Here is an 18,210-nt window from a genome sequence, read left to right as displayed (position 1 = left end):
AAATGCATGACCAAGGTTGCAATCGTCACGGGCGGATCGCGCGGCATCGGCGCGGCGATCTCGATCGCCTTGAAGAACGCCGGCTATTCGGTCGCGGCCAACTATGCCGGCAACGACGAGGCGGCAACGAAATTCAGGGCCGAGACCGGCATTCCGGTCTACAAATGGTCGGTCGCCGACTATGACGCTTGCGCCGCCGGCATCAGCCGAGTCGAGGCCGACCTCGGCCCGGTTTCGGTGCTGGTCAACAATGCCGGCATCACCCGCGACGCCATGTTCCACAAATTGACCCGTGAGCAGTGGAAAGAGGTCATCGACACCAATCTTTCCGGCGTCTTCAACATGACGCACCCGCTGTGGGGCGGCATGCGCGACCGCAAGTTCGGCCGCGTCATCACCATCTCCTCGATCAACGGCCAGAAGGGTCAGGCCGGCCAGGTCAACTATTCCGCCGCCAAGGCCGGCGACATCGGCTTCACCAAGGCCCTCGCCCAGGAAGGCGCTCGCGCCGGCATCACCGTCAACGTCATCTGTCCCGGCTACATCGCCACCGAGATGGTCAAGGCAATCGATGAGAAGGTGCTCAACGAGCGCATCCTGCCGCAGATCCCGGTCGGCCGCCTCGGCGAGCCGGAAGAGATCGCGCGCTGCGTCGTTTTCCTCGCTTCCGAGGATGCCGGTTTCATCACCGGCTCGACCCTCACCGCCAATGGCGGCCAGTACGTCGCCTGAGACGTCCAACGGCTTCAGACTGTAACCAGCGGACCGGGAAACCGGTCCGTTTCCGTTGATACCCTTGGAGGCGAAAGAGCCCCCGCCGCGGCGCAATGCCTCCAATCCGGCATGCAGGGTTAATGGCGGCAGCACCGCCTTTGCGGAGTAGCGTCCGGCCTGAGGCGTGCCTGCGGGGATCCTGATCTCCAATCGGAGGTTCCCGCCCTCAGGAGACGCGCGCCCGAAAACCGCCGTTTTGCCCCTGTTCCTTCGCACCACATTGCGGAGAAGCTGTATGTTCAGAATTCGGCTCGCATTATTATTGATCATCGGAGCCCTGCTCACCGGAACCGCGAATGCCCAAGCGTGGCAGGAGGTCGACCCGACGACGGTAGGTTGGTCTGCGGACAAGCTGAAAGTCGCCAAGCAACATTCGACGGCGCTCAAACCGACAGCCGTAATGATCGTGCAGGACGGCAGGGTCGTTGCCAGCTGGGGTAATACATCCCATAAGGTAAATGTTGCTTCCGTCCGAAAAAGCCTTCTTAGTGCCCTTTATGGCATTGCCGTTTCCGAGGGACGGATTGACCTTTCGAGCAGCCTCGCCGATCTTGGCATTGACGACAATGCGCCTAGTTTGACAGCAAGCGAGAAGACGGCAACTGTCCGCGACCTCTTGATGGCGCGCTCTGGCATCTATCATCCTGCTGCCTATGAGACTGGGGACATCAAGCGCAAACGGCCTCAGCGTGGCAGCCATCCGCCCGGATCTTTCTGGTTTTACAACAACTGGGACTTCAACACGTTGGGAACGATCTACCGGCATCAGACGGGCGAGGACATCTTCCAGAGCTTCAACCGCAGAATTGCCGAGCCGCTCGGTATGGAGGACTTCTCAGCAAAGGATGGCCGCTACTTTACCGAGAAGTTCTCCGAGCACCCTGCCTATCCCTTCAACCTAAGCGCCCGAGACGCAGCGCGTTTCGGCCAATTGTTCCTGAACGGCGGGCGCTGGGGCGACGAGCAGGTTGTGCCCGCATCGTGGGTCAAGGAATCGACGACCCCTTATTCCTTCGCCAAGCGAATACGGCAGGGCTATGGTTATATGTGGTGGACGCTCCCTGCTGACACTTGGGGTCCAAATGCCTTCTATGCGTCGGGCTACGGTGGTCAGGTCATTGCCGTTGTCTCTTCAAAACGGTTGGTCGTGGTTCAAACTGTCGATCCGAAACACAATCCGAAGGGCGTTAGGACAAGCACGTTCATTGAGGTGCTGAAAGAGATCACCTCGGCTTCGCCCTGAATGGCTCTTTGCACCTAATTGCGGCCCTGCCGTTACCAATTAGCGCCTGACGGAGGGGCTGTCTCTTCGAGCAAATAGGCGTTTGGACCAATTCCATGGCAATAACTCATCGATCCGGTTTATCGGGTGACAGCGGGCAGCTGTCCCTGTCTGGCTCCACGACGCCAAGTGAATACCACGTTGTGTCCACATCGTGCCGGCGCCCAACCTCGGAAACCGATGCACCCGCAGCAGAGTGCCGCCCCGATCCGGCTGTTCTCTTCCTTGTCCCGCACACGTCGGGTCTTACGAACCGACAGAACAACATCCTCATCAACCGACATTAATGAGTGTCCATTAGCGAAATAGATGGACACTTACCTTGGTGTGATTGCCGCCACGCCAATAGACTGGTCAGGCCGGACGCCGCCTGTGCGGAACCCTGTGGCCAAGCCTGTGGATTGCCGGTGGATAAGCTGTTCACAACACAAGATATTGGGGGAACAAAAAGGGAAAACGTCGCCGGCGCTGATTTGTAGCCGATTTGTTCCGGCTTTGAGCGCAAGTTAACGTTAATAGGCCGGAATCGCCTGCAAATCCTTAACACCAAATTCAGAAAGATTAACAATTTCATAATCTTGAGTAATGGGTATCGTGCCGGCGTCGTCGTTTCCCGGCAAAGCTTAACCGTTGAGTTCGCCTAGCATAAAACGGGCCAGTTCAGGGATTCAGCATGTGGTGAGAGTCACGGTCACGAAATCCACATATAGCCGTGAACAAAAGCTGAATCTGGTCGAGTCACTGATTCGTCGCTGATTCGTTCCAGACTCGTTCCATCAGTTAAGCGGCAGCCAATTTAGCGCTGGACAAAGAGGCCTTCGAGCCGCCTACGGAACATTCCGCTTTCGCTTCGCGCCCGAAATCCCTATGTGTCGCCTGTCATACGCGCCAGTTGAGGCACGCTCCCGACAATGAGAGGCCAGAAAGCCTTATTTCCGAGCCGATGAACATCCAGCCGAAACATACCGAGCCGCTGATCCTGTCGGGCCGCGACGTGACCGCCGTTCTTGGTCCGACGAACACCGGCAAGACCCACCTCGCCATCGAGCGCATGGTGGCGCATGAAACCGGTGTCATCGGGCTGCCGCTCAGATTGCTGGCGCGGGAAGTCTACACGCGCGTCTGCGAAAAGGTCGGCGCTCATAAGGTCGCTCTGATCACTGGCGAGGAGAAGATCCAGCCGCCAGGCGCCAGATATTCGGTCTGTACGGTCGAGGCCATGCCGCGCGAGACCGACGCCGCCTTCGTCGCCATCGACGAGGTGCAGCTCGCCGGCGACCTCGAGCGCGGCCACATCTTCACCGACCGCATCCTGCATCTTCGCGGCCGCCAGGAAACGCTGCTGCTCGGTGCCGCCACCATGCATGGCATCCTGCAGCGCCTGCTGAAGGGCGTCTCGGTGGTGACGCGGCCCCGGCTGTCGCATCTTGCCTATGCGGGCTCGAAGAAGCTGACGCGCCTGCCGCGCCGCACCGCCATCGTCGCCTTCTCCGCCGACGAGGTCTATGCCATCGCCGAGCTGATCCGCCGCCAGCAAGGTGGTGCCGCCGTCGTGCTCGGCGCGCTCTCGCCGCGGACCCGCAACGCCCAGGTGGCATTGTTCCAATCGGGCGATGTCGACTATCTCGTCGCCACCGATGCCATCGGCATGGGCCTCAATCTCGATCTCGACCATGTCGCCTTCGCCCAGAACCGCAAGTTCGACGGATACCAGTACCGCAACCTGACGGCGGCCGAGCTCGGCCAGATCGCCGGCCGTGCCGGACGGCATCTGCGCGACGGCACTTTCGGCGTCACCGGCCAGGTCGATCCGCTCGACGAGGAACTGGTCAAGAAGATCGAAGGCCATGACTTCGATCCGGTGAAGGTGCTGCAGTGGCGCACCGCGCATTTCGACTTCGCCAGTCTCGACGCGCTGAAGCGCTCGATCGAGACCAACGCTCCGGTGGAGGGCCTGACCCGGGCGCTGCCGGCGGTTGACGCGCAGGCGCTCGAATATCTTTCCCGCGACGAGGATATCCGCGCGCTGGCTACCGACGCCAAACGCGTGGCGCTGCTGTGGGAAGCCTGCGCGCTGCCCGATTACCGCAAGATCGCCCCGGCGCAACATGCCGACCTCATCGCGTCGATCTATATGGACCTCGCCAAGCGAGGCCATGTCGACGAGAATTACATGGCCGAGCAGGTGCGCCGCGCCGACACCACCGAGGGCGACATCGACACGCTGTCGCACCGCATTGCCCAGATCCGCACCTGGACATTCGTGTCGAACCGGCCCGGCTGGCTGGCCGATCAGGCACACTGGCAGGAAAAGACGCGCGAAATCGAAGACAGATTGTCGGATGCGCTGCATGAGCGGTTGACGAAACGCTTCGTAGACCGCAGGACTTCCGTCCTCATGCGGCGCCTTAGAGAAAATACCATGCCTGAAGCCGAAATAAGCCCTACCGGAACCGTCCTTGTCGAAGGCCATCATGTCGGCGAGTTGCAAGGGTTCCGCTTCACCGCCGACCAGACCGCCGGCGGCGAAGACGCCAAGGCCGTGCGCACCGCAGCGCAAAAGGCGCTGGCTGCCGAGTTCGAGGCGCGCGCCGACCGTTTTGGCGCCTGCGCCAATGGCGACCTGGCACTTGGCTCGGACGGCACGCTGCGCTGGATCGGCGCGCCGATCGGCACGCTGGTCTCCGGCGAAGACGCGCTGAAGCCGCGCCTCGTGCTGCTGGCCGACGAACAGCTGACCGGCCCGGCGCGCGACAAGGTCGCCGCGCGCGCCGAACGTTTCGTCAATTTCCAGATCGAGTCGCTGCTGAAGCCACTGGTCGACCTGAAGAACGCCGACCAGATTTCCGGCATCGGCCGTGGTATCGCCTTCCAGCTGGTCGAGAATTTCGGCCTCATCAACCGCCGCGACATCGCCGAGGAGATGAAATCGCTCGACCAGGAAGGTCGCGCGGCACTTCGCCGGCTTGGCGTGCGCTTCGGCGCCTACCATGTCTTCGTCCCGGCGCTGATCAAGCCGGCACCCGCCGGACTGGTGACCTTGCTCTGGGCGCTGAAGAATGACGGCAAGGACAAGCCCGGCTTTGGCGACGTGGTCCACGCGCTGGCGTCCGGCCGCACCTCGGTGGTCATCGATCCGGCCTTCGACAAGGCCTTCTACAAGCTCGCCGGCTACCGCAATCTCGGCCGCCGCGCCGTGCGCATCGACATATTGGAGCGGCTGGCCGACCTGATCCGTCCGGCGACCAACTGGAAGCCTGGCCTCGGCCAGCGTCCGGACGGCGCCTATGACGGCCAGTCCTTCATGGTGACGCCGCCGATGATGTCGATCCTCGGCGCCACCGCCGACGACATGGAAGAGATCCTGAAGGGCCTGGGCTACCGCGCCGAGCCGAAGCCGGCGGCAGAGGTCAAGGCACGGCTCGAGGCGCAGGACACCGCCGCGCGGGAAGCCGCCGCGGCCAAGCTCGCGGCGGAAGAAGCCGCGCGCGCCGAGCAGGCCAAGGCGGCCGAAGCCGTCGCAACGGACGCCGCCACGGAAGCGGCGATCGAGGGTTCGGAACCGGCTGCTGTCGAAGCTTCGGCCGAGGTCATCGCGGAAGCCGCAGCAGAGCCAGTCGCGGAAGAGCCAACCGAAGCTCCGGCCGAAGTCACGGATGAGCCCGAGGCTGTCGCCGAAGCAGCTGCTGAACCTGCTGCCGAGCCAGAGGCGGAAGCTGAATCTGTCGAAGCCACGGTGGAGCCAGTTCCCGAAGCTGCACCCGCGACGGAAGCGGTTTCGGACGTGCCTGCCGTGGTGGCCGAGGCGACCCCCGGCGAGCCCGCTCCAGAAGCCGAAGCGCCCAAGCCGATCCTGCTCTGGCGCCAGGGCCGTTTCGAGCAGCGCCCACGTCATCACGAAGGCCGCAGCAACCGCCAGCGCAACGGACAAGCGCGCGGCCGCGGCAATGCACCGGCCGACGCCGGCGGCGCACCGGCCACGGCTGCTCCCGGAGAACGCCCCGCCCATGAAGGGCGGCGTGACGGCGCCGGCAAGCCGCGCTTCGACCGGTCGAAGTTCAAGCCCAAGCCGCAGGGTGAAGGTGAACAGCGCCGTGACGGTCGCCCCCAGGGCGATCGTCCCGAGCGCCGCGAAGGCCGCCCCGACTGGAAGGGTGGCCGGCCCGAGGGCAAGGGTGGCCCCGATCGTGGCAAGGGGGGCGCAAAGCCGGCCTTCCAGCCGAAGCCGCGCGAGGAACGCCCGGTGCGCTTCGATCCGGACTCGCCCTTCGCCAAGCTCGCCGCCTTGCGCGACCAGCTGAAGAAGTAGGCTCGGTAGGGTTCGATGGTTGCCGAAGGCCGCCAGCGCATCGACAAATGGCTGTTCTTCTCGCGCGCGGTCAAATCGCGCTCGCTGGCGGCGAAGCTCGTCGTCGCCGGGCGCGTGCGCATCAATCGCGACAAAGCAGCGCAGGCATCCGATCTGGTCAAGCTGGGCGACGTGCTGACCATCACGCTGGACCGGCGCATTTTCGTCTGGAAGGTGATCGGCGCTGGCGTACGGCGCGGCCCGGCGGAGGAAGCCCGCACCCTCTATGAGGACATGTCGCCGCCACCCGCACCGAAGGGTGAGGCCCTTCCCGATGCGATTCCGGCGCTGCGCGAGGCCGGCAGCGGCCGCCCGACCAAGAGAGAACGCCGACAGACCGACCGCTTGCTTGGCGAAGAGTGATCCCTGTCGCTCAACACCGCATAGGGCTTTACGGCAATGACGCGGCTTGGGGCAAGGCCGAACCCGGCAAACAAGACCCTCACGAGGACATGACAGGCTTCCGCCGTGCCCGCCGTCTGGAATTCCATTCCGGAAACGACGATGCCGCCGCGCATGGCCGCCCTTGCAAGCGACGGACAAAGGCGTTACCTCACGGAAAAAGCCCAACAAAACTGGCCCATTAAAGCTGGGGCGTCCCGGAGCCGACCGATGACCTATGTCGTGACCGACAATTGCATCAAATGCAAATACATGGACTGCATCGAGGTCTGTCCGGTCGACTGTTTCTACGAAGGCGAGAACATGCTCGTCATTCATCCCGACGAGTGCATCGACTGCGGCGTCTGCGAGCCTGAATGTCCAGCCGACGCTATCAAGCCGGACACCGAGCCAGGCCTCGACAAATGGCTGCAGATCAACACCGAATATGCCGAGAAATGGCCCAACATCACCGCCAAGAAGGAGCCGCCGGCAGACGCCAAGACCTTCGACGGCGAGGCCGGCAAGTTCGAGAAATACTTCTCGGCCGAGCCCGGTGAAGGTGATTGACAATGCGGCCGTAAAGGTCGGTATTACGCAGCGTAAGAGACAAGTCACATAAACCGCCTTGACAGGCGGCGCGAACCTGTGGCCTTCGCGAACGCAGCAAAACCTTGATTCTTCCGACTTTTTGTGTTACATCAGCGAAACATGCCGGTGACACAACGTCGATTTATGGCGCAGACGCCCCAAATCACTGAAAGGTGAAAAATCCCATTCCGGACCAGAGCGATCTGGGCCAGGCGGTCGCAATCCATGCGGTTTGCCGGTCCCAGCCTTTCCGATGGGTTCACCCGTTGTGCGGCTAACGATCGGTTTCCCCGGTCGCACGAGTTCGGGCCGGCAGGACGCCGGTACCACAACAAGGAGTTCAGGGCGTAATGGCAACGATCACCCCGCAGAAGAAGTCCACCGGAGCGCGTCACGGTTTCAAGACTGGTGAGTACATCGTCTATCCGGCGCACGGCGTCGGCCAAATCGTGTCGATCGACGAGCAGGAAGTGGCGGGTCACAAGCTGGAACTGTTCGTCATCGACTTCCAGAAGGACAAGATGCGCCTGAAGGTGCCGGTCGCCAAGGCGACCTCCATCGGCATGCGCAAGCTGTCGGAAGAGGATTATGTCGAGCGCGCGCTCAAGGTCGTTCAGGGCCGCGCCCGCGTCAAGCGCACCATGTGGTCGCGCCGCGCCCAGGAATATGATGCCAAGATCAATTCGGGTGACCTGATCTCGATCTCGGAAGTCGTGCGCGACCTCTACCGCGCCGACAACCAGCCGGAGCAGTCCTATTCCGAACGCCAGCTCTATGAAGCCGCGCTCGACCGCATGGCCCGCGAGATCGCGGCCGTCAACCGCATGTCGGAAACCGAAGCCGTGCGCCTGATCGAGGTGAACCTCAACAAGGGCCCTAAGCGCGGTGCCAAGGCTGACAATGAGGAAGCCGAGCAGGAAGAAGCTGCCTGAGGCTCTTTGGCCTTCGAATTTGAAAAACCCGGCCTCGCGCCGGGTTTTTTGTTTTTTGACTTGCCCTCCCCACAAGTGACGTGGAGAGCTCAGTTGCCGCCTTCCCTCTCCGCCTCCTGCTTCAGCGTCGCGATGAACCGCTTCGTCCGCTCGCGCTCCGGGTTGCCGAACAGCACTGCGGACGGCCCCTTCTCGACGATGACGCCGGCATCGAGGAACACCGCTTCCTGGGCGATCTTGGAGGCAAGCCGCAGGTCATGCGTCGCCATCACCATGGTCGTGCCTTCGCTGGCGAGCTTGCCAAGCACATCGACCACCTCTTGCGCCAATTCAGGATCAAGCGCTGATGTCGGCTCATCGCACAGCAGCACCTTCGGTGATGGCGCCAGAGCACGGGCAATCGCCACGCGCTGCTGCTGGCCACCCGACAGCGTCGCCGGCCAGGCGTCGGCCTTGTGCGCCATCCCGACCTTTTCCAGCAAGGCGAGCGCCCGCTCGCGGGCCTTCTCGGGCGACCATTTCAACACCGTGACCAAGCCTTCCATGACATTCTCGATCGCGGTGCGATGCGGGAACAACTGGAAATTTTGGAACACCATGCCGGTCTGCAGGCGCAACCGCCTGATGTCGCTCGCCGGCACCTTGACGCCCGGACGGAACTCGAGCGTCTCGTCACCTATGCGCACCGTGCCCGAAGTCGGGATTTCCAGCAGGTTGATGCAACGCAACAGCGTGCTCTTGCCGCCGCCCGAAGGGCCGACCAGCGCGGTGACGCTGCCTTCCGCAATGGCGACGGTCACGCCCTTCAGCACCAGATTGTCGCCGAAGCGCTTTTCGATATTGGTGAGGCCGATCATGAGCGCGCCTCCAGGAAGCCGCCATAGCGATTGAGCCGCTCCTCCAGCCGCGTCTGCAGTGCCGATAGCACCGAGCTCATCGCCAGATAGAGGATCGCCGCCTCGACATAAAGGATCAGCGGCTCATAGCTCGTGGCGACGATGCGCTGCGCCGCCTGGAACATCTCCGGCACGGTGATGGCGGCGGCCAGCGATGTGTCCTTGACCAGTGAGATGAAGGTGTTGGAAAGCGGCGGCACCGCGACGCGACCGGCTTGCGGCAGGATGGTGCGGCGCATCGCCTGGCTCCAGGTCATGCCGATCGAATAGGCGGCTTCCCACTGGCCTTTCGGCACGGAGCCGATTGCCGCGCGGATGATCTCCGACGTGTAGGCGCCGATATTGAGTGTGAAGCCGATCAACGCTGCCGTGAAGGCGTCGAGCAGGATGCCGACCGACGGCAGGCCGTAGAAGATCAGGAACAGCTGCACCAGGAGCGGCGTGCCGCGGAAGATCCAGACATAGAAGCGCACGACCGCAACCAGCGGCTTTGGTCCGAACAACCGGCCAAGCGCTGCGCCGAGACCAACCGTCAGGCCAAGCACGAACGACAACAGCGTCAACGGCACGGTGAAGATGAGAGCGGCCCAGAGCAGCGAAGGCAGCGACTCCAGCATCAGTTGCAGCCAGTGCGGCACGAAAGACCCCCAGAATGATCGCGGCGGCGTTATCGAAATACGAATGCAGGCGCCATATCACGACAAAAGCGGCGGGCCGTCAAAAACGGCTCGCCGCTGGGCATGTTGCAAGGCCGAAAACCGGCCTCGACAATCAACTATTTCGACACGTCCTGGCCGAAATAGGTGTCGGCGATCTTCTTGTAGGTGCCGTCGGCCTTGATGTCGGCCAGCGCCTTGTTGATGGCCGCGACCAGCTCCGGATCGCCCTTGCGCACGATGACGCCGGAATAATCGGCGTTTTCTTCCTGCGCGGCGATCTTCACATTGGCGTCGGGCTTGTGCTTCTTGAAGTCGAGGAACGACAGGCTGTCATTGATCGTGGCGTCGGCACGGCCGGTCAGCAGAAGCTGGATCGACTGGTCGAAGCCATCGGTGCCGACCAGCTCGGCGCCGTTGCTCTCGGCCAGCTTGCCGAAATTCGAGGTCAGCGACTGCGCCGACTTCTTGCCCTTGAGGTCGGCGAAAGTCTTGATGTCGGTGTTGTCGCCGCGCACGATCAGCACCGCCTTGGAGGCGATGTAGGGATCGGAGAAATCATACTTGGCCTTGCGCGCGTCGGTGATGCCGACTTCGTTGATGACGGCGTCATAGCGGCTGACGTCGAGACCGGCGATCAGCCCATCCCACTTGCCTTCGAGGAACTCGACCTTGACACCCAGCTTGTCGGCGATCGCCTTGGCGATCTCGACGTCGAAGCCAACCAGCGCGCCCGAAGCGTCATGATAGGTGAAGGGGGCGTAGGTGCCTTCCGTGCCGACCTTGATGACGCCGGCCTGCTTGATCTGATCGAGATTGGCGCCCGCATGGCCTGAAGTGACCGCCAGGGCCTGCAGCGTTCCGGCGACGATAAGCGACTTGAGCCATTTCATCTTTTTGTGATCCCGTCCTTGGCCTGAAATCCGGCCTGTTGTGTGGGTTGGAAAATGACAGATGCAGACAGAAAGAATAAGGAACAAAATTTCAAAAACAAAGAATCTCCGAAACCTCATGCTCAAAAGGGGATTTTTTGCAGGAACCAAGGCTTCCTGGTGACGGTTTAAAAATCGCCTCGGCAGCGTCACTCCCCCGCCCGCGCGGGCGGAACCTTTCTCGCGCATGGCAGTTTTGGCTGTTCTAGGGCGCGACGCCGCGATTTCAACCGGTGCCCTGCCAAGTTCGCAAGTCGTATCGCCTGAACCAGGGAGCGCCTCATGATGGAAGACACGGCAGGACGGATCATGGTCCGCGCGGCGATGAAGGCCCCCTATCTCGAGCGGGATGAGGAACATCGGCTGGCCTTGCTCTGGAAGGAAGACAGCGACCAGAACGCGTTGCACTGCATCACCGTCGCCCACATGCGGCTGGTCATTTCCATGGCCTCGAAATTCCGCCACTACGGCCTGCCGCTCGGCGACCTGATCCAGGAAGGCCATGTCGGCCTGCTCGAGGCCGCCGCCCGCTTCGAGCCGGAACGCGAAGTGCGGTTTTCGACCTATGCGACGTGGTGGATCCGCGCCTCGATGCAGGACTACATCCTGCGCAACTGGTCGATCGTGCGCGGCGGCACCAGCTCGGCGCAAAAGGCCTTGTTCTTCAACCTGCGGCGCCTGCGCGCCCGGCTGGCGAACGGCGCGGAGCCACTCTCCAACACAACTCTCTACCGCGAAGTTTCGGTTGCACTTGGCGTTTCCGAGGCTGATGTGGCGATGATGGATTCGCGGCTGTCGGCACCCGACTCCTCGCTCAACATGCCGCTAGCCGACGATTCGGGCGGCACCGAGCGCATGGACTTCCTGGTGTCGGAGGATCCGCTGCCCGACGAGATCGTTGGCGACAAGATCGACGTCGCGCGCCGCTCGCTCTGGCTGCGAGAGGCACTGCGCGCGCTCAACGCACGCGAACTGAGGATCATCGAGGAGCGCCGGCTGAACGACGAGGGCGCCACGCTCGAGGCGCTTGGCGAGACGCTTGGCATTTCCAAGGAACGCGTCCGCCAGATCGAGGCGCGCGCCATGGAAAAGCTCAAGGTCGCGCTGGTGAAGCAGAATCCGGAGTTTCTGGCGACAGCCGCCTGATCCCGCGCGACCGGCTTATTTGTCGGTGACGATCTTGACCTTGTCGCCGGCCGAAACCGCGGCCCCCGGCGACAGCGCATTGAGCACCCGGAACAGGTCGAGCTTGCGGTCGACGCCGACCATCTGCGCGGCGAGCGTGCCCATGGTCTGGCCCGGCTGCACGGTGAGCACGCGGATATGCAGCGGTTTCAAGGCTGCCTTCTCCGCGGCGCTCAGGATACGGAACGAGCCGCTGACCGAGCGCGCGACAGAATCCAGCGAGGTGCTGGCCGAGGGTGCCGCGGTCAGCAGCCGGTAGACCTGGCCGCCGGCGCGGATCACCGCGATGTCGAACTGCCAGCCTTCGGCGCCGGCATGCGCGGTCGCCGCCTCGTTGCCGTTGATGGTTTCCTGCTTGACCGTGCTGTCGTCGAGGCCAGCCACCCAGCCGCTTCTGATATAGTCGGTCAAGGCGCGGTTCTTGTCGATCGAAACGCCGTCGAAGCGGATCGCGATGTCGCCCGGTCCGGTCGCCGTCACCGCTGCCGCCGAATTGTCGATGATGAAGCCGTCCGGTACCGTGAACGACACGCCAAGCCCCGGATGCAGGAAGGTCTCGCCGCGAACATAGCCTTCCTCCGGCGTATCGCCGTAGAGCAGGCCGTCGATGCCGGCGAGGAAGGAATCGCGGTCGCGCGTGCCGACGCCGGGTGCGCCGAACTGGCGGGCATGGCGCTGCGCCAGGTCGATGCGCTGCGGCGTGTTGGGATGCGTGGCCAGGAAGTCGAGGCTGGCATCGGTGGCACCGCTGATCGACCGGAAATCGGTATAGGCCGACATCGACTGCAGGAAGCGGCCGGCGGCATAGGGATCGTAGCCGGCTTCGCCGATCGACTTGATGCCGATGGCGTCGGCCTCCAGCTCCTGGTTACGCGAGAACTGAGCAAGCCTGAGCTTGCCACGGATCAGTGCCGCCTTGGCGGTCGGGCTGTCACCCAGCACATCCGAGACCACCTTGGTCGCCAGGCCTTCCTCGGCCTCGAGCTGCTGGCGCTGCAGGCCGTGATTGGCGGTGACGTGACCCATCTCATGCGCGATGACGGCGGCGAGCTCGGACGAATCATTGGCCAGCGCCAGCAGCCCGCGCGTGATGTAGAGATAGCCGCCCGGCAGCGCGAAGGCGTTGACGTTGGGCGAGTTGAGGATGGTGATGCGGTAGGTCTGGGTCGGGTTCGCCGACACAACGGTCAGATTGCCGACCACCTTGGCGACCATGCGCTCGAGCTTGGGATCGGAATACTCGCCGCCATAGGTGGCCAGAATGCGCGGATGCTGCGCCTTGGCGAGTTCCGCGAGTTTGTTGTTGGCGGCGACATTGTCGACCGTGATCGGCTTGTCGGACGGCTGGAAGCCGGATTCCTGGACTTCCGGAGGCGTGAACATCTGGCAGCTTGCAAGCGCCACGGCAAAGCCGGCCAGCGCCACAAAGCGCGCCAGCGGATTCATTCGCAGCTTGTCAACGCCGATCGCCAGAACGGCTTCCTTTCAGGTCCCGGCGCATGATCACGAAAATCGGGGGCGATCTTCGGAACCTGTCATGCGCAAAAACAAACTTCTACAGCATCCGCCACGCGTCCCTCCGGACGTGTGGCGGATGCTGTAGGCAAATCACGGCTTGTGCCGGACAAGTAGGGCGGACCTAGCCACACTACTTCTGCCATGGCAAGCAAGCGCCCCATCGCCTGATGCCGGTTTGACCGTAAATTATGTCCGCTTCCGGGCAATATCTCGTGATACGGCATTCCCGGCACTGGCACCGATATAGCGCCGAAAGGCGTCGGGACCAGCCCCGGCAAAGAAATCGCCCGCGCTGCCGGTGGCCGCCACAATGCCATTGTCCAGAAACACCACATTCTGGCCGATGCGACGGGCGTCCTCCGGCTGGTGCGTGACGAACAGCACCGTCATGCCGCGCTCCGCATGCACACCGGCGACCAGATCGAGCATGTCGTCGCGCAAGGCCGGCCCGAGCGAAGCGAAGGGCTCGTCTAGCAAAAGCACTGGGCGATCGCGCACCAGCACGCGGGCCAGGGCAACACGCTGGCGCTCGCCGCCGGAGAGTTCGCGCGGCAAGCGTTTTTCCTTGCCGCCAAGACCTGTGCGGGCAAGCGCCCCGGCGATATCGGCGCGGTCCGCTTCGGTCAGCCGCAGCGACGGCGAGCGACCCAGCCCGACATTCTGCTCGACGGAAAGATGGGCGAAAAGGTTGTTTTCCTGGAACACCATCGACACTGGCCGTTCGGCCGGTGGCGCGGCGCCGACATCGGCCCCGCCGATCAGCACGCGGCCGGACAACGGCGTCTCGAACCCGGCGATGAGGTTGAGCAGCGTCGACTTGCCCGAACCACTCGGCCCCATGATGGCGGTGATTTCCGCTGCGGCGAACGCGACATCGAAGGCGAGCGGGGCCTCGCCATAGCTGAACGAAACCTTGTCTAGCCACACCGGAACGCCCTTCCTGTCCATTGCCCCATCAGACATTGCCGACCTTTTCCCTGCCGAGCCAATCCGCGGCCAGCACCAATGCGAGGCAGACGAAGCCAAGCAACAGCGCCAGGCCGGCGGCGTCCTCGGTGCGGTAGCTGCCCATGCGCGCCAGGAGAAGGTAGGGCAAGGTCTGCACGGAATCACTGCCGAACAGCGCGATCACGCCGAGATCGCCGAGCGAAAGTGCCATGGCGAAAGCAAAAGCGGTGGCGAGCGGACGCCGCAGTGATGGCCAGTCGACCAGCCGCAGCCTCGCCCAGCCGGCAATGCCGAGCTGCGCGCAGAGCCGTTCGTGACGCTCGCTCGCCGCGTCATAGGCGGGGCGGACGGCGCGCAGCGCGAACGGCATCGCCATGACGGCATTGACGGTGACAACCATCACCGGGGCAATGGCGAAGACATCGCCGGCACGGCGCAGCAACAGGAACCAGCCGGCGCCGATGACGATGGGTGGCACGACCAGTACAAACCCCGCCCCAGTGTCGGTTGCATGCTCAAGCAATGTCCTTGGCCCGGCGCGGCGGCTCAGCGCCAGCGCTCGCCGCGCCATGGTGAGCGCCAGCGACAGCATCACCGAAAGCAGCGCCGACAGGAAAGCGAGCACCGCGCTGGTCAGTGTCGCTTGCCGGACCGTGGCCTCGCCTGCCAGCCGGCTGAGATCGGCGCCCAAACCGGCGACCACGGTCGCGGCCATCGGCCCGACAACGAACAGCAGTGCCAACACGATGAGCACGGCGTTGAGCGACGCCTCCGTCCCGTTGATGGAGAGATAGCGGCGCGGCGCGACGGGCAGGTTGGTGTCGCCGACGACATTTCCGCCAAGTCGAGTCAGCGCCAGCACCACGACAAAGGTCAGGGCGATCTGCAGCAATGTCAGGGCGACCGCGCGCGCGGGATCGAAATCGAAGCGCAGCGCCTGATAGATGCCGACCTCCAGCGTCGTCGCGGCCGGCCCACCGCCAAGTGTCAGCACGATGGTGAAGGAGGTGATGCAGAGCATGAAGACCAGCCCGGCGACGCCGGGCAGAGCGGCGCGCAGCGTCGGCCATTCGATCAGCCGGAACGCCGGCCGCGCACCCATGCCGAGCTGGCTCGCCAGCCGCCACTGGTCGGCGGGAATGGTCTGCAGCGCCTCGAGCAACAGTCGCACACTAAGCGGTAGATTGAAGAAGACATGGGCAACGAGAATGCCGGACAGGCCGTAAATACCAGGCCAGCCTCGGCCGCCAATCGCGCTGAACAGCCCGGCGAGGTAGCCGGCGCGACCGTAGAGCGCCAGGATGCCGAGCGCCGCGACGATCGCCGGCAGCGCCAGTGGCACGGCAAAGAGCTGCAGGATGAAGGCGCGGCCGAAGAAGCGCGGATGCCGCGACAGGGCGCGTGCAACGAAGAGTGCCGGGATAACCGAAAGCAGCGTCGAAAGGATTGCCTGCCAGAGCGTGAAGCGGACAACGCGCAAGAGGTAAAAATCGAAGGCTGCCCATGCGCCCGAGAAGTCATGAGCGCCTTCAACGAGCAGGCCGGCAAACGCTCCGCCGATCAGCAATGTGATCGCGACGAGTGCGGCAATGCCGGCCGTGATGCGGGAGTCAGCGCGCTGCACGCTGGACCACCAAGAAGGCCTCTAGCGAGCGTCGCGTTCCTTCGCGCCCCCCTCTGTCCTGCCGGACAACTCCCTCACGAGGGGGGAGTTTGGCAGTTTCCGCGCCCCGCTCATACCCGCTGCGTCGGCGATTGGCGAAATCACCGATGGCATCCGATCTCCCCCCTTGTGGGGGAGATGTCCGGCAGGACAGAGGGGGGCGCCGTAGAGCAATCATCTTTCGATCATACGGCCAATCTACTTGCTCATCACCGCCAGCCATTCATCGACCCAGGCCTTGCGGTTGGCCGCGACCTCCTCCGGGCTGAACAGCAAGGTCTTGGTCGGCTTGACAAGCTTGTCGAAGGCCGGGTTGAGCGGCTTGTCGGTCTTGCCGGCCGGGAACATCCAGTTGGTCTCGGGGATGGCGTCCTGGAATTTCGGTCCGGTCATGAAGGCGATGAACTTTGCCGCCAGCGGGTTCTTGGCTCCGGTCGTGGTGATGCCGGCGACCTCGATCTGCAGGTATTCGCCCTCTTCAAAGGAAGCCGCCTGGTAGCGCTGCGTATTCTCGGCGACCATGTGATAGGCCGGCGACGTCGTGTAGGACAGCACCATCGGCGCTTCGCCCTTGGTGAACAGGCCATAGGCCTCGCTCCAGCCGGGCGTCACGGTCAGCACCTTGGCCTTGAGCTTGGCCCAGGCCTCCGGCGCCTTGTCGCCATAGACCGACTTCACCCACAACAACAGGCCCAGGCCCGGCGTCGAGGTGCGCGGATCCTGGATGACGATCTTGTCGTCGGCGCTGCCTTCGACCAGGTCCTTCAGGCTCTTGGGCGGGCTCTTCAGCTTCTCGGTATCGTAGACGACAGCGAAATACCCGTAGTCGAATGGAACGAAAGTATCGTCGCTCCAGCCGCCCGGCACGTTGACGTCGCTCACCGCGCCGTGCGGCGCGAACAACCCGCTGGCCTTGGCATCGGCGGTTAGATTGGTGTCGAGGCCGAGCACGATATCGGCCTTGGTCGACGCGCCTTCGAGCTTGACGCGGTTGAGCAGCGCCACGCCATCGGCAACCGAGACGAACTCGACATCGCAGCCGCATTCGGCCTCGAATTCCTTCTTCACCACGGGACCTGGACCCCAGTCGGCGGTAAAGCTTTCATAGGTGTAGACGGTGAGCTTGTCCTTGGCCAAGGCCGGCCCCGACAACGCAACAACCACGGCTGAGACTAGAGAGTATAAGAGCGTGCGCATCGGCGCCTCCTTCGTTCGCGTGACAAGGAATTGAGGCGTCGGACCGTCCGAAACGTCTAATCCCTCCGCCGGTACAAACCGGATCAGGTTCAGCGGGTTGGCGAGACTGCCTCTCAGCCGGTCCGCGAAAGATCGCGTCCGGCACCCCGTTAGAGCGTTTCGACACATAGGCCCGGCCGAGGAACCGCGCAAGTGGGAGTTTGCCGCCTTCCGTTTCCGCTGCCAGGCTGGTACAGGCCACCAGATATGAGCACATTCACCATCCTGCTTGGCGGCGATCTCATCCGCACGCCCCGGCTCGACCGCCAGATCGAGGGCTCGCGCGTGATCGCCGCCGATGCCGGTATCGGACATGCCAGGCTGCTCGGCCTTGTACCGGAACTGTGGGTGGGTGATTTCGATTCAGTGCCGGCCGATCTGCCGGACGACCTCGCCGCGGTGCCTCGCCAGACCTTCCCGGCGGAAAAAGACAAGACCGATGGCGAACTTGCCATCGCCGCCGCACTCGAGCGCGGAGCGACCCGCCTTGTGCTGGCGGGCGCGTTCGGCGGCAAGCGTGCCGACCATGCCTTTCTGCATCTGGCGCTCGCCCTGCGCCTGGCCGAGGCCGGAACCGAGGTGCTGCTGACCAGCGGCGCCCAGGAAGGCGTGCCCCTGCTGTTGGGAAAGGCCGGCTTCGACTATACCGACGGCACGCTGTTTTCGATCCTCGGCTTTTCGGAACTTGCCGGCCTGACCGTCACTGGAGCCAAATGGCCGCTGAACCAGGTCGAGGTGGCCTTCGGCTCATCACTGACCATCTCCAACGAGGTCAAGTTAGATGAAACCGGAGGGCGCCTCGACATCGCGCTCGGCCATGGCCGCGCGCTGCTGCTCGCCCATCCCTATCCTTTGCCCGAAAGCTGAC

General features: G+C 63.5%; 15 protein-coding genes and 1 riboswitch. Of the genes, 8 read left to right on the top strand and 7 right to left on the bottom strand.

Annotated features, from left to right (window positions below; all coding sequences use genetic code 11):
• Nucleotides 1–6 precede the first annotated feature (6 nt).
• The 6 genes from phbB (at nt 7) to EB231_RS06815 (ending at nt 8,308) form a co-directional block, all read left to right on the top strand.
• Nucleotides 7–732: an acetoacetyl-CoA reductase gene (gene phbB, locus EB231_RS06840; RefSeq protein ID WP_172348158.1), complete on the top strand. Its 726-nt coding sequence runs from the start codon at nt 7–9 to the stop codon at nt 730–732.
• Nucleotides 733–1,009: 277 nt separating this feature from the next.
• Nucleotides 1,010–2,017 carry a serine hydrolase domain-containing protein gene (locus EB231_RS06835; protein ID WP_172348157.1) on the top strand — a complete coding sequence of 336 codons (1,008 nt, stop codon included), beginning with the start codon at nt 1,010–1,012 and terminating at the stop codon, nt 2,015–2,017.
• 982 nt (nt 2,018–2,999) lie between these two features.
• Entirely contained in the window at nt 3,000–6,365 is a 3,366-nt protein-coding gene (locus EB231_RS06830) for a helicase-related protein (protein WP_172348156.1), read from the top strand.
• Between the two features lie 15 nt (nt 6,366–6,380).
• On the top strand, nt 6,381–6,767 hold the full coding sequence (locus EB231_RS06825) for an RNA-binding S4 domain-containing protein (RefSeq protein ID WP_172348155.1): 387 nt from the start codon (nt 6,381–6,383) through the stop codon (nt 6,765–6,767).
• Nucleotides 6,768–7,016: 249 nt separating this feature from the next.
• The gene (fdxA, locus tag EB231_RS06820) at nt 7,017–7,355 is read left to right on the top strand and encodes a ferredoxin FdxA (RefSeq protein WP_008873823.1); all 339 of its coding nucleotides are present in this window, start codon (nt 7,017–7,019) and stop codon (nt 7,353–7,355) included.
• 371 nt (nt 7,356–7,726) lie between these two features.
• A complete protein-coding gene (locus tag EB231_RS06815; protein WP_010911999.1) occupies nt 7,727–8,308 on the top strand; it encodes a CarD family transcriptional regulator in 582 nt (193 codons plus the stop codon).
• Between the two features lie 89 nt (nt 8,309–8,397).
• Here EB231_RS06815 and EB231_RS06810 read toward each other — a convergent pair whose 3' ends face one another.
• From EB231_RS06810 to EB231_RS06800, 3 genes are all read right to left on the bottom strand, one after another.
• Nucleotides 8,398–9,165, bottom strand: coding sequence for an amino acid ABC transporter ATP-binding protein (locus EB231_RS06810; RefSeq protein WP_172348154.1), 768 nt, complete (start codon nt 9,163–9,165; stop codon nt 8,398–8,400).
• Entirely contained in the window at nt 9,162–9,842 is a 681-nt protein-coding gene (locus EB231_RS06805; RefSeq protein WP_172348153.1) for an amino acid ABC transporter permease, read from the bottom strand. The genes EB231_RS06810 and EB231_RS06805 overlap by 4 nt, the downstream gene beginning before the upstream one ends.
• Nucleotides 9,843–9,979: 137 nt before the next feature.
• Entirely contained in the window at nt 9,980–10,753 is a 774-nt protein-coding gene (locus EB231_RS06800) for an amino acid ABC transporter substrate-binding protein (RefSeq protein ID WP_172348152.1), read from the bottom strand.
• A 321-nt stretch (nt 10,754–11,074) separates the two neighbouring features.
• On the opposite strand from EB231_RS06800, the gene EB231_RS06795 reads away from it, so the two are divergent.
• A complete protein-coding gene (locus tag EB231_RS06795) occupies nt 11,075–11,938 on the top strand; it encodes an RNA polymerase factor sigma-32 (protein ID WP_172348151.1) in 864 nt (287 codons plus the stop codon).
• Nucleotides 11,939–11,953: 15 nt separating this feature from the next.
• On the opposite strand, the gene EB231_RS06790 is transcribed toward EB231_RS06795, so the two are convergent.
• The 4 genes from EB231_RS06790 to thiB all read right to left on the bottom strand — a co-directional run bounded on the left by EB231_RS06790 (nt 11,954) and on the right by thiB (nt 17,303).
• Nucleotides 11,954–13,423 (bottom strand): M48 family metalloprotease, encoded by a 1,470-nt coding sequence (locus EB231_RS06790; RefSeq protein ID WP_172348150.1) that lies wholly within the window; start codon nt 13,421–13,423, stop codon nt 11,954–11,956.
• Nucleotides 13,424–13,681: 258 nt separating this feature from the next.
• Entirely contained in the window at nt 13,682–14,458 is a 777-nt protein-coding gene (gene thiQ / locus EB231_RS06785; protein WP_172348149.1) for a thiamine ABC transporter ATP-binding protein, read from the bottom strand.
• The gene (gene thiP, locus EB231_RS06780) at nt 14,451–16,067 is read right to left on the bottom strand and encodes a thiamine/thiamine pyrophosphate ABC transporter permease (RefSeq protein ID WP_172348148.1); all 1,617 of its coding nucleotides are present in this window, start codon (nt 16,065–16,067) and stop codon (nt 14,451–14,453) included. Before thiP ends, thiQ begins: the two co-directional genes overlap by 8 nt.
• A gap of 237 nt (nt 16,068–16,304) precedes the next feature.
• Nucleotides 16,305–17,303: a thiamine ABC transporter substrate binding subunit gene (thiB, locus tag EB231_RS06775; protein WP_172348147.1), complete on the bottom strand. Its 999-nt coding sequence runs from the start codon at nt 17,301–17,303 to the stop codon at nt 16,305–16,307.
• A 43-nt stretch (nt 17,304–17,346) separates the two neighbouring features.
• Nucleotides 17,347–17,462: riboswitch (TPP riboswitch) on the bottom strand.
• A gap of 87 nt (nt 17,463–17,549) precedes the next feature.
• On the opposite strand from thiB, the gene EB231_RS06770 reads away from it, so the two are divergent.
• Nucleotides 17,550–18,209 carry a thiamine diphosphokinase gene (locus tag EB231_RS06770; protein WP_172348146.1) on the top strand — a complete coding sequence of 220 codons (660 nt, stop codon included), beginning with the start codon at nt 17,550–17,552 and terminating at the stop codon, nt 18,207–18,209.
• The last annotated feature ends 1 nt before the right edge of the window (nt 18,210 follow it).

The organism is Mesorhizobium sp. NZP2298 (assembly GCF_013170825.1).
Taxonomy (GTDB): Bacteria; Pseudomonadota; Alphaproteobacteria; order Rhizobiales; family Rhizobiaceae; genus Mesorhizobium.
This window is presented reverse-complemented; position numbering and strand designations above follow the sequence as displayed.

Excerpts from the sequence above, each read along its gene's own strand:
- phbB (WP_172348158.1), top strand. The coding sequence starts at position 7 with ATGACCAAGGTTGCAATCGTCACGGGCGGATCGCGCGGCATCGGCGCG.
- EB231_RS06835 (WP_172348157.1), top strand. The coding sequence starts at position 1,010 with ATGTTCAGAATTCGGCTCGCATTATTATTGATCATCGGAGCCCTGCTC.
- EB231_RS06830 (WP_172348156.1), top strand. The coding sequence starts at position 3,000 with ATGAACATCCAGCCGAAACATACCGAGCCGCTGATCCTGTCGGGCCGC.
- EB231_RS06825 (WP_172348155.1), top strand. The coding sequence starts at position 6,381 with ATGGTTGCCGAAGGCCGCCAGCGCATCGACAAATGGCTGTTCTTCTCG.
- fdxA (WP_008873823.1), top strand. The coding sequence starts at position 7,017 with ATGACCTATGTCGTGACCGACAATTGCATCAAATGCAAATACATGGAC.
- EB231_RS06815 (WP_010911999.1), top strand. The coding sequence starts at position 7,727 with ATGGCAACGATCACCCCGCAGAAGAAGTCCACCGGAGCGCGTCACGGT.
- EB231_RS06810 (WP_172348154.1), bottom strand. The coding sequence starts at position 9,165 with ATGATCGGCCTCACCAATATCGAAAAGCGCTTCGGCGACAATCTGGTG.
- EB231_RS06800 (WP_172348152.1), bottom strand. The coding sequence starts at position 10,753 with ATGAAATGGCTCAAGTCGCTTATCGTCGCCGGAACGCTGCAGGCCCTG.
- EB231_RS06795 (WP_172348151.1), top strand. The coding sequence starts at position 11,075 with ATGATGGAAGACACGGCAGGACGGATCATGGTCCGCGCGGCGATGAAG.
- EB231_RS06790 (WP_172348150.1), bottom strand. The coding sequence starts at position 13,423 with ATGAATCCGCTGGCGCGCTTTGTGGCGCTGGCCGGCTTTGCCGTGGCG.
- thiQ (WP_172348149.1), bottom strand. The coding sequence starts at position 14,458 with ATGTCTGATGGGGCAATGGACAGGAAGGGCGTTCCGGTGTGGCTAGAC.
- thiB (WP_172348147.1), bottom strand. The coding sequence starts at position 17,303 with ATGCGCACGCTCTTATACTCTCTAGTCTCAGCCGTGGTTGTTGCGTTG.
- EB231_RS06770 (WP_172348146.1), top strand. The coding sequence starts at position 17,550 with ATGAGCACATTCACCATCCTGCTTGGCGGCGATCTCATCCGCACGCCC.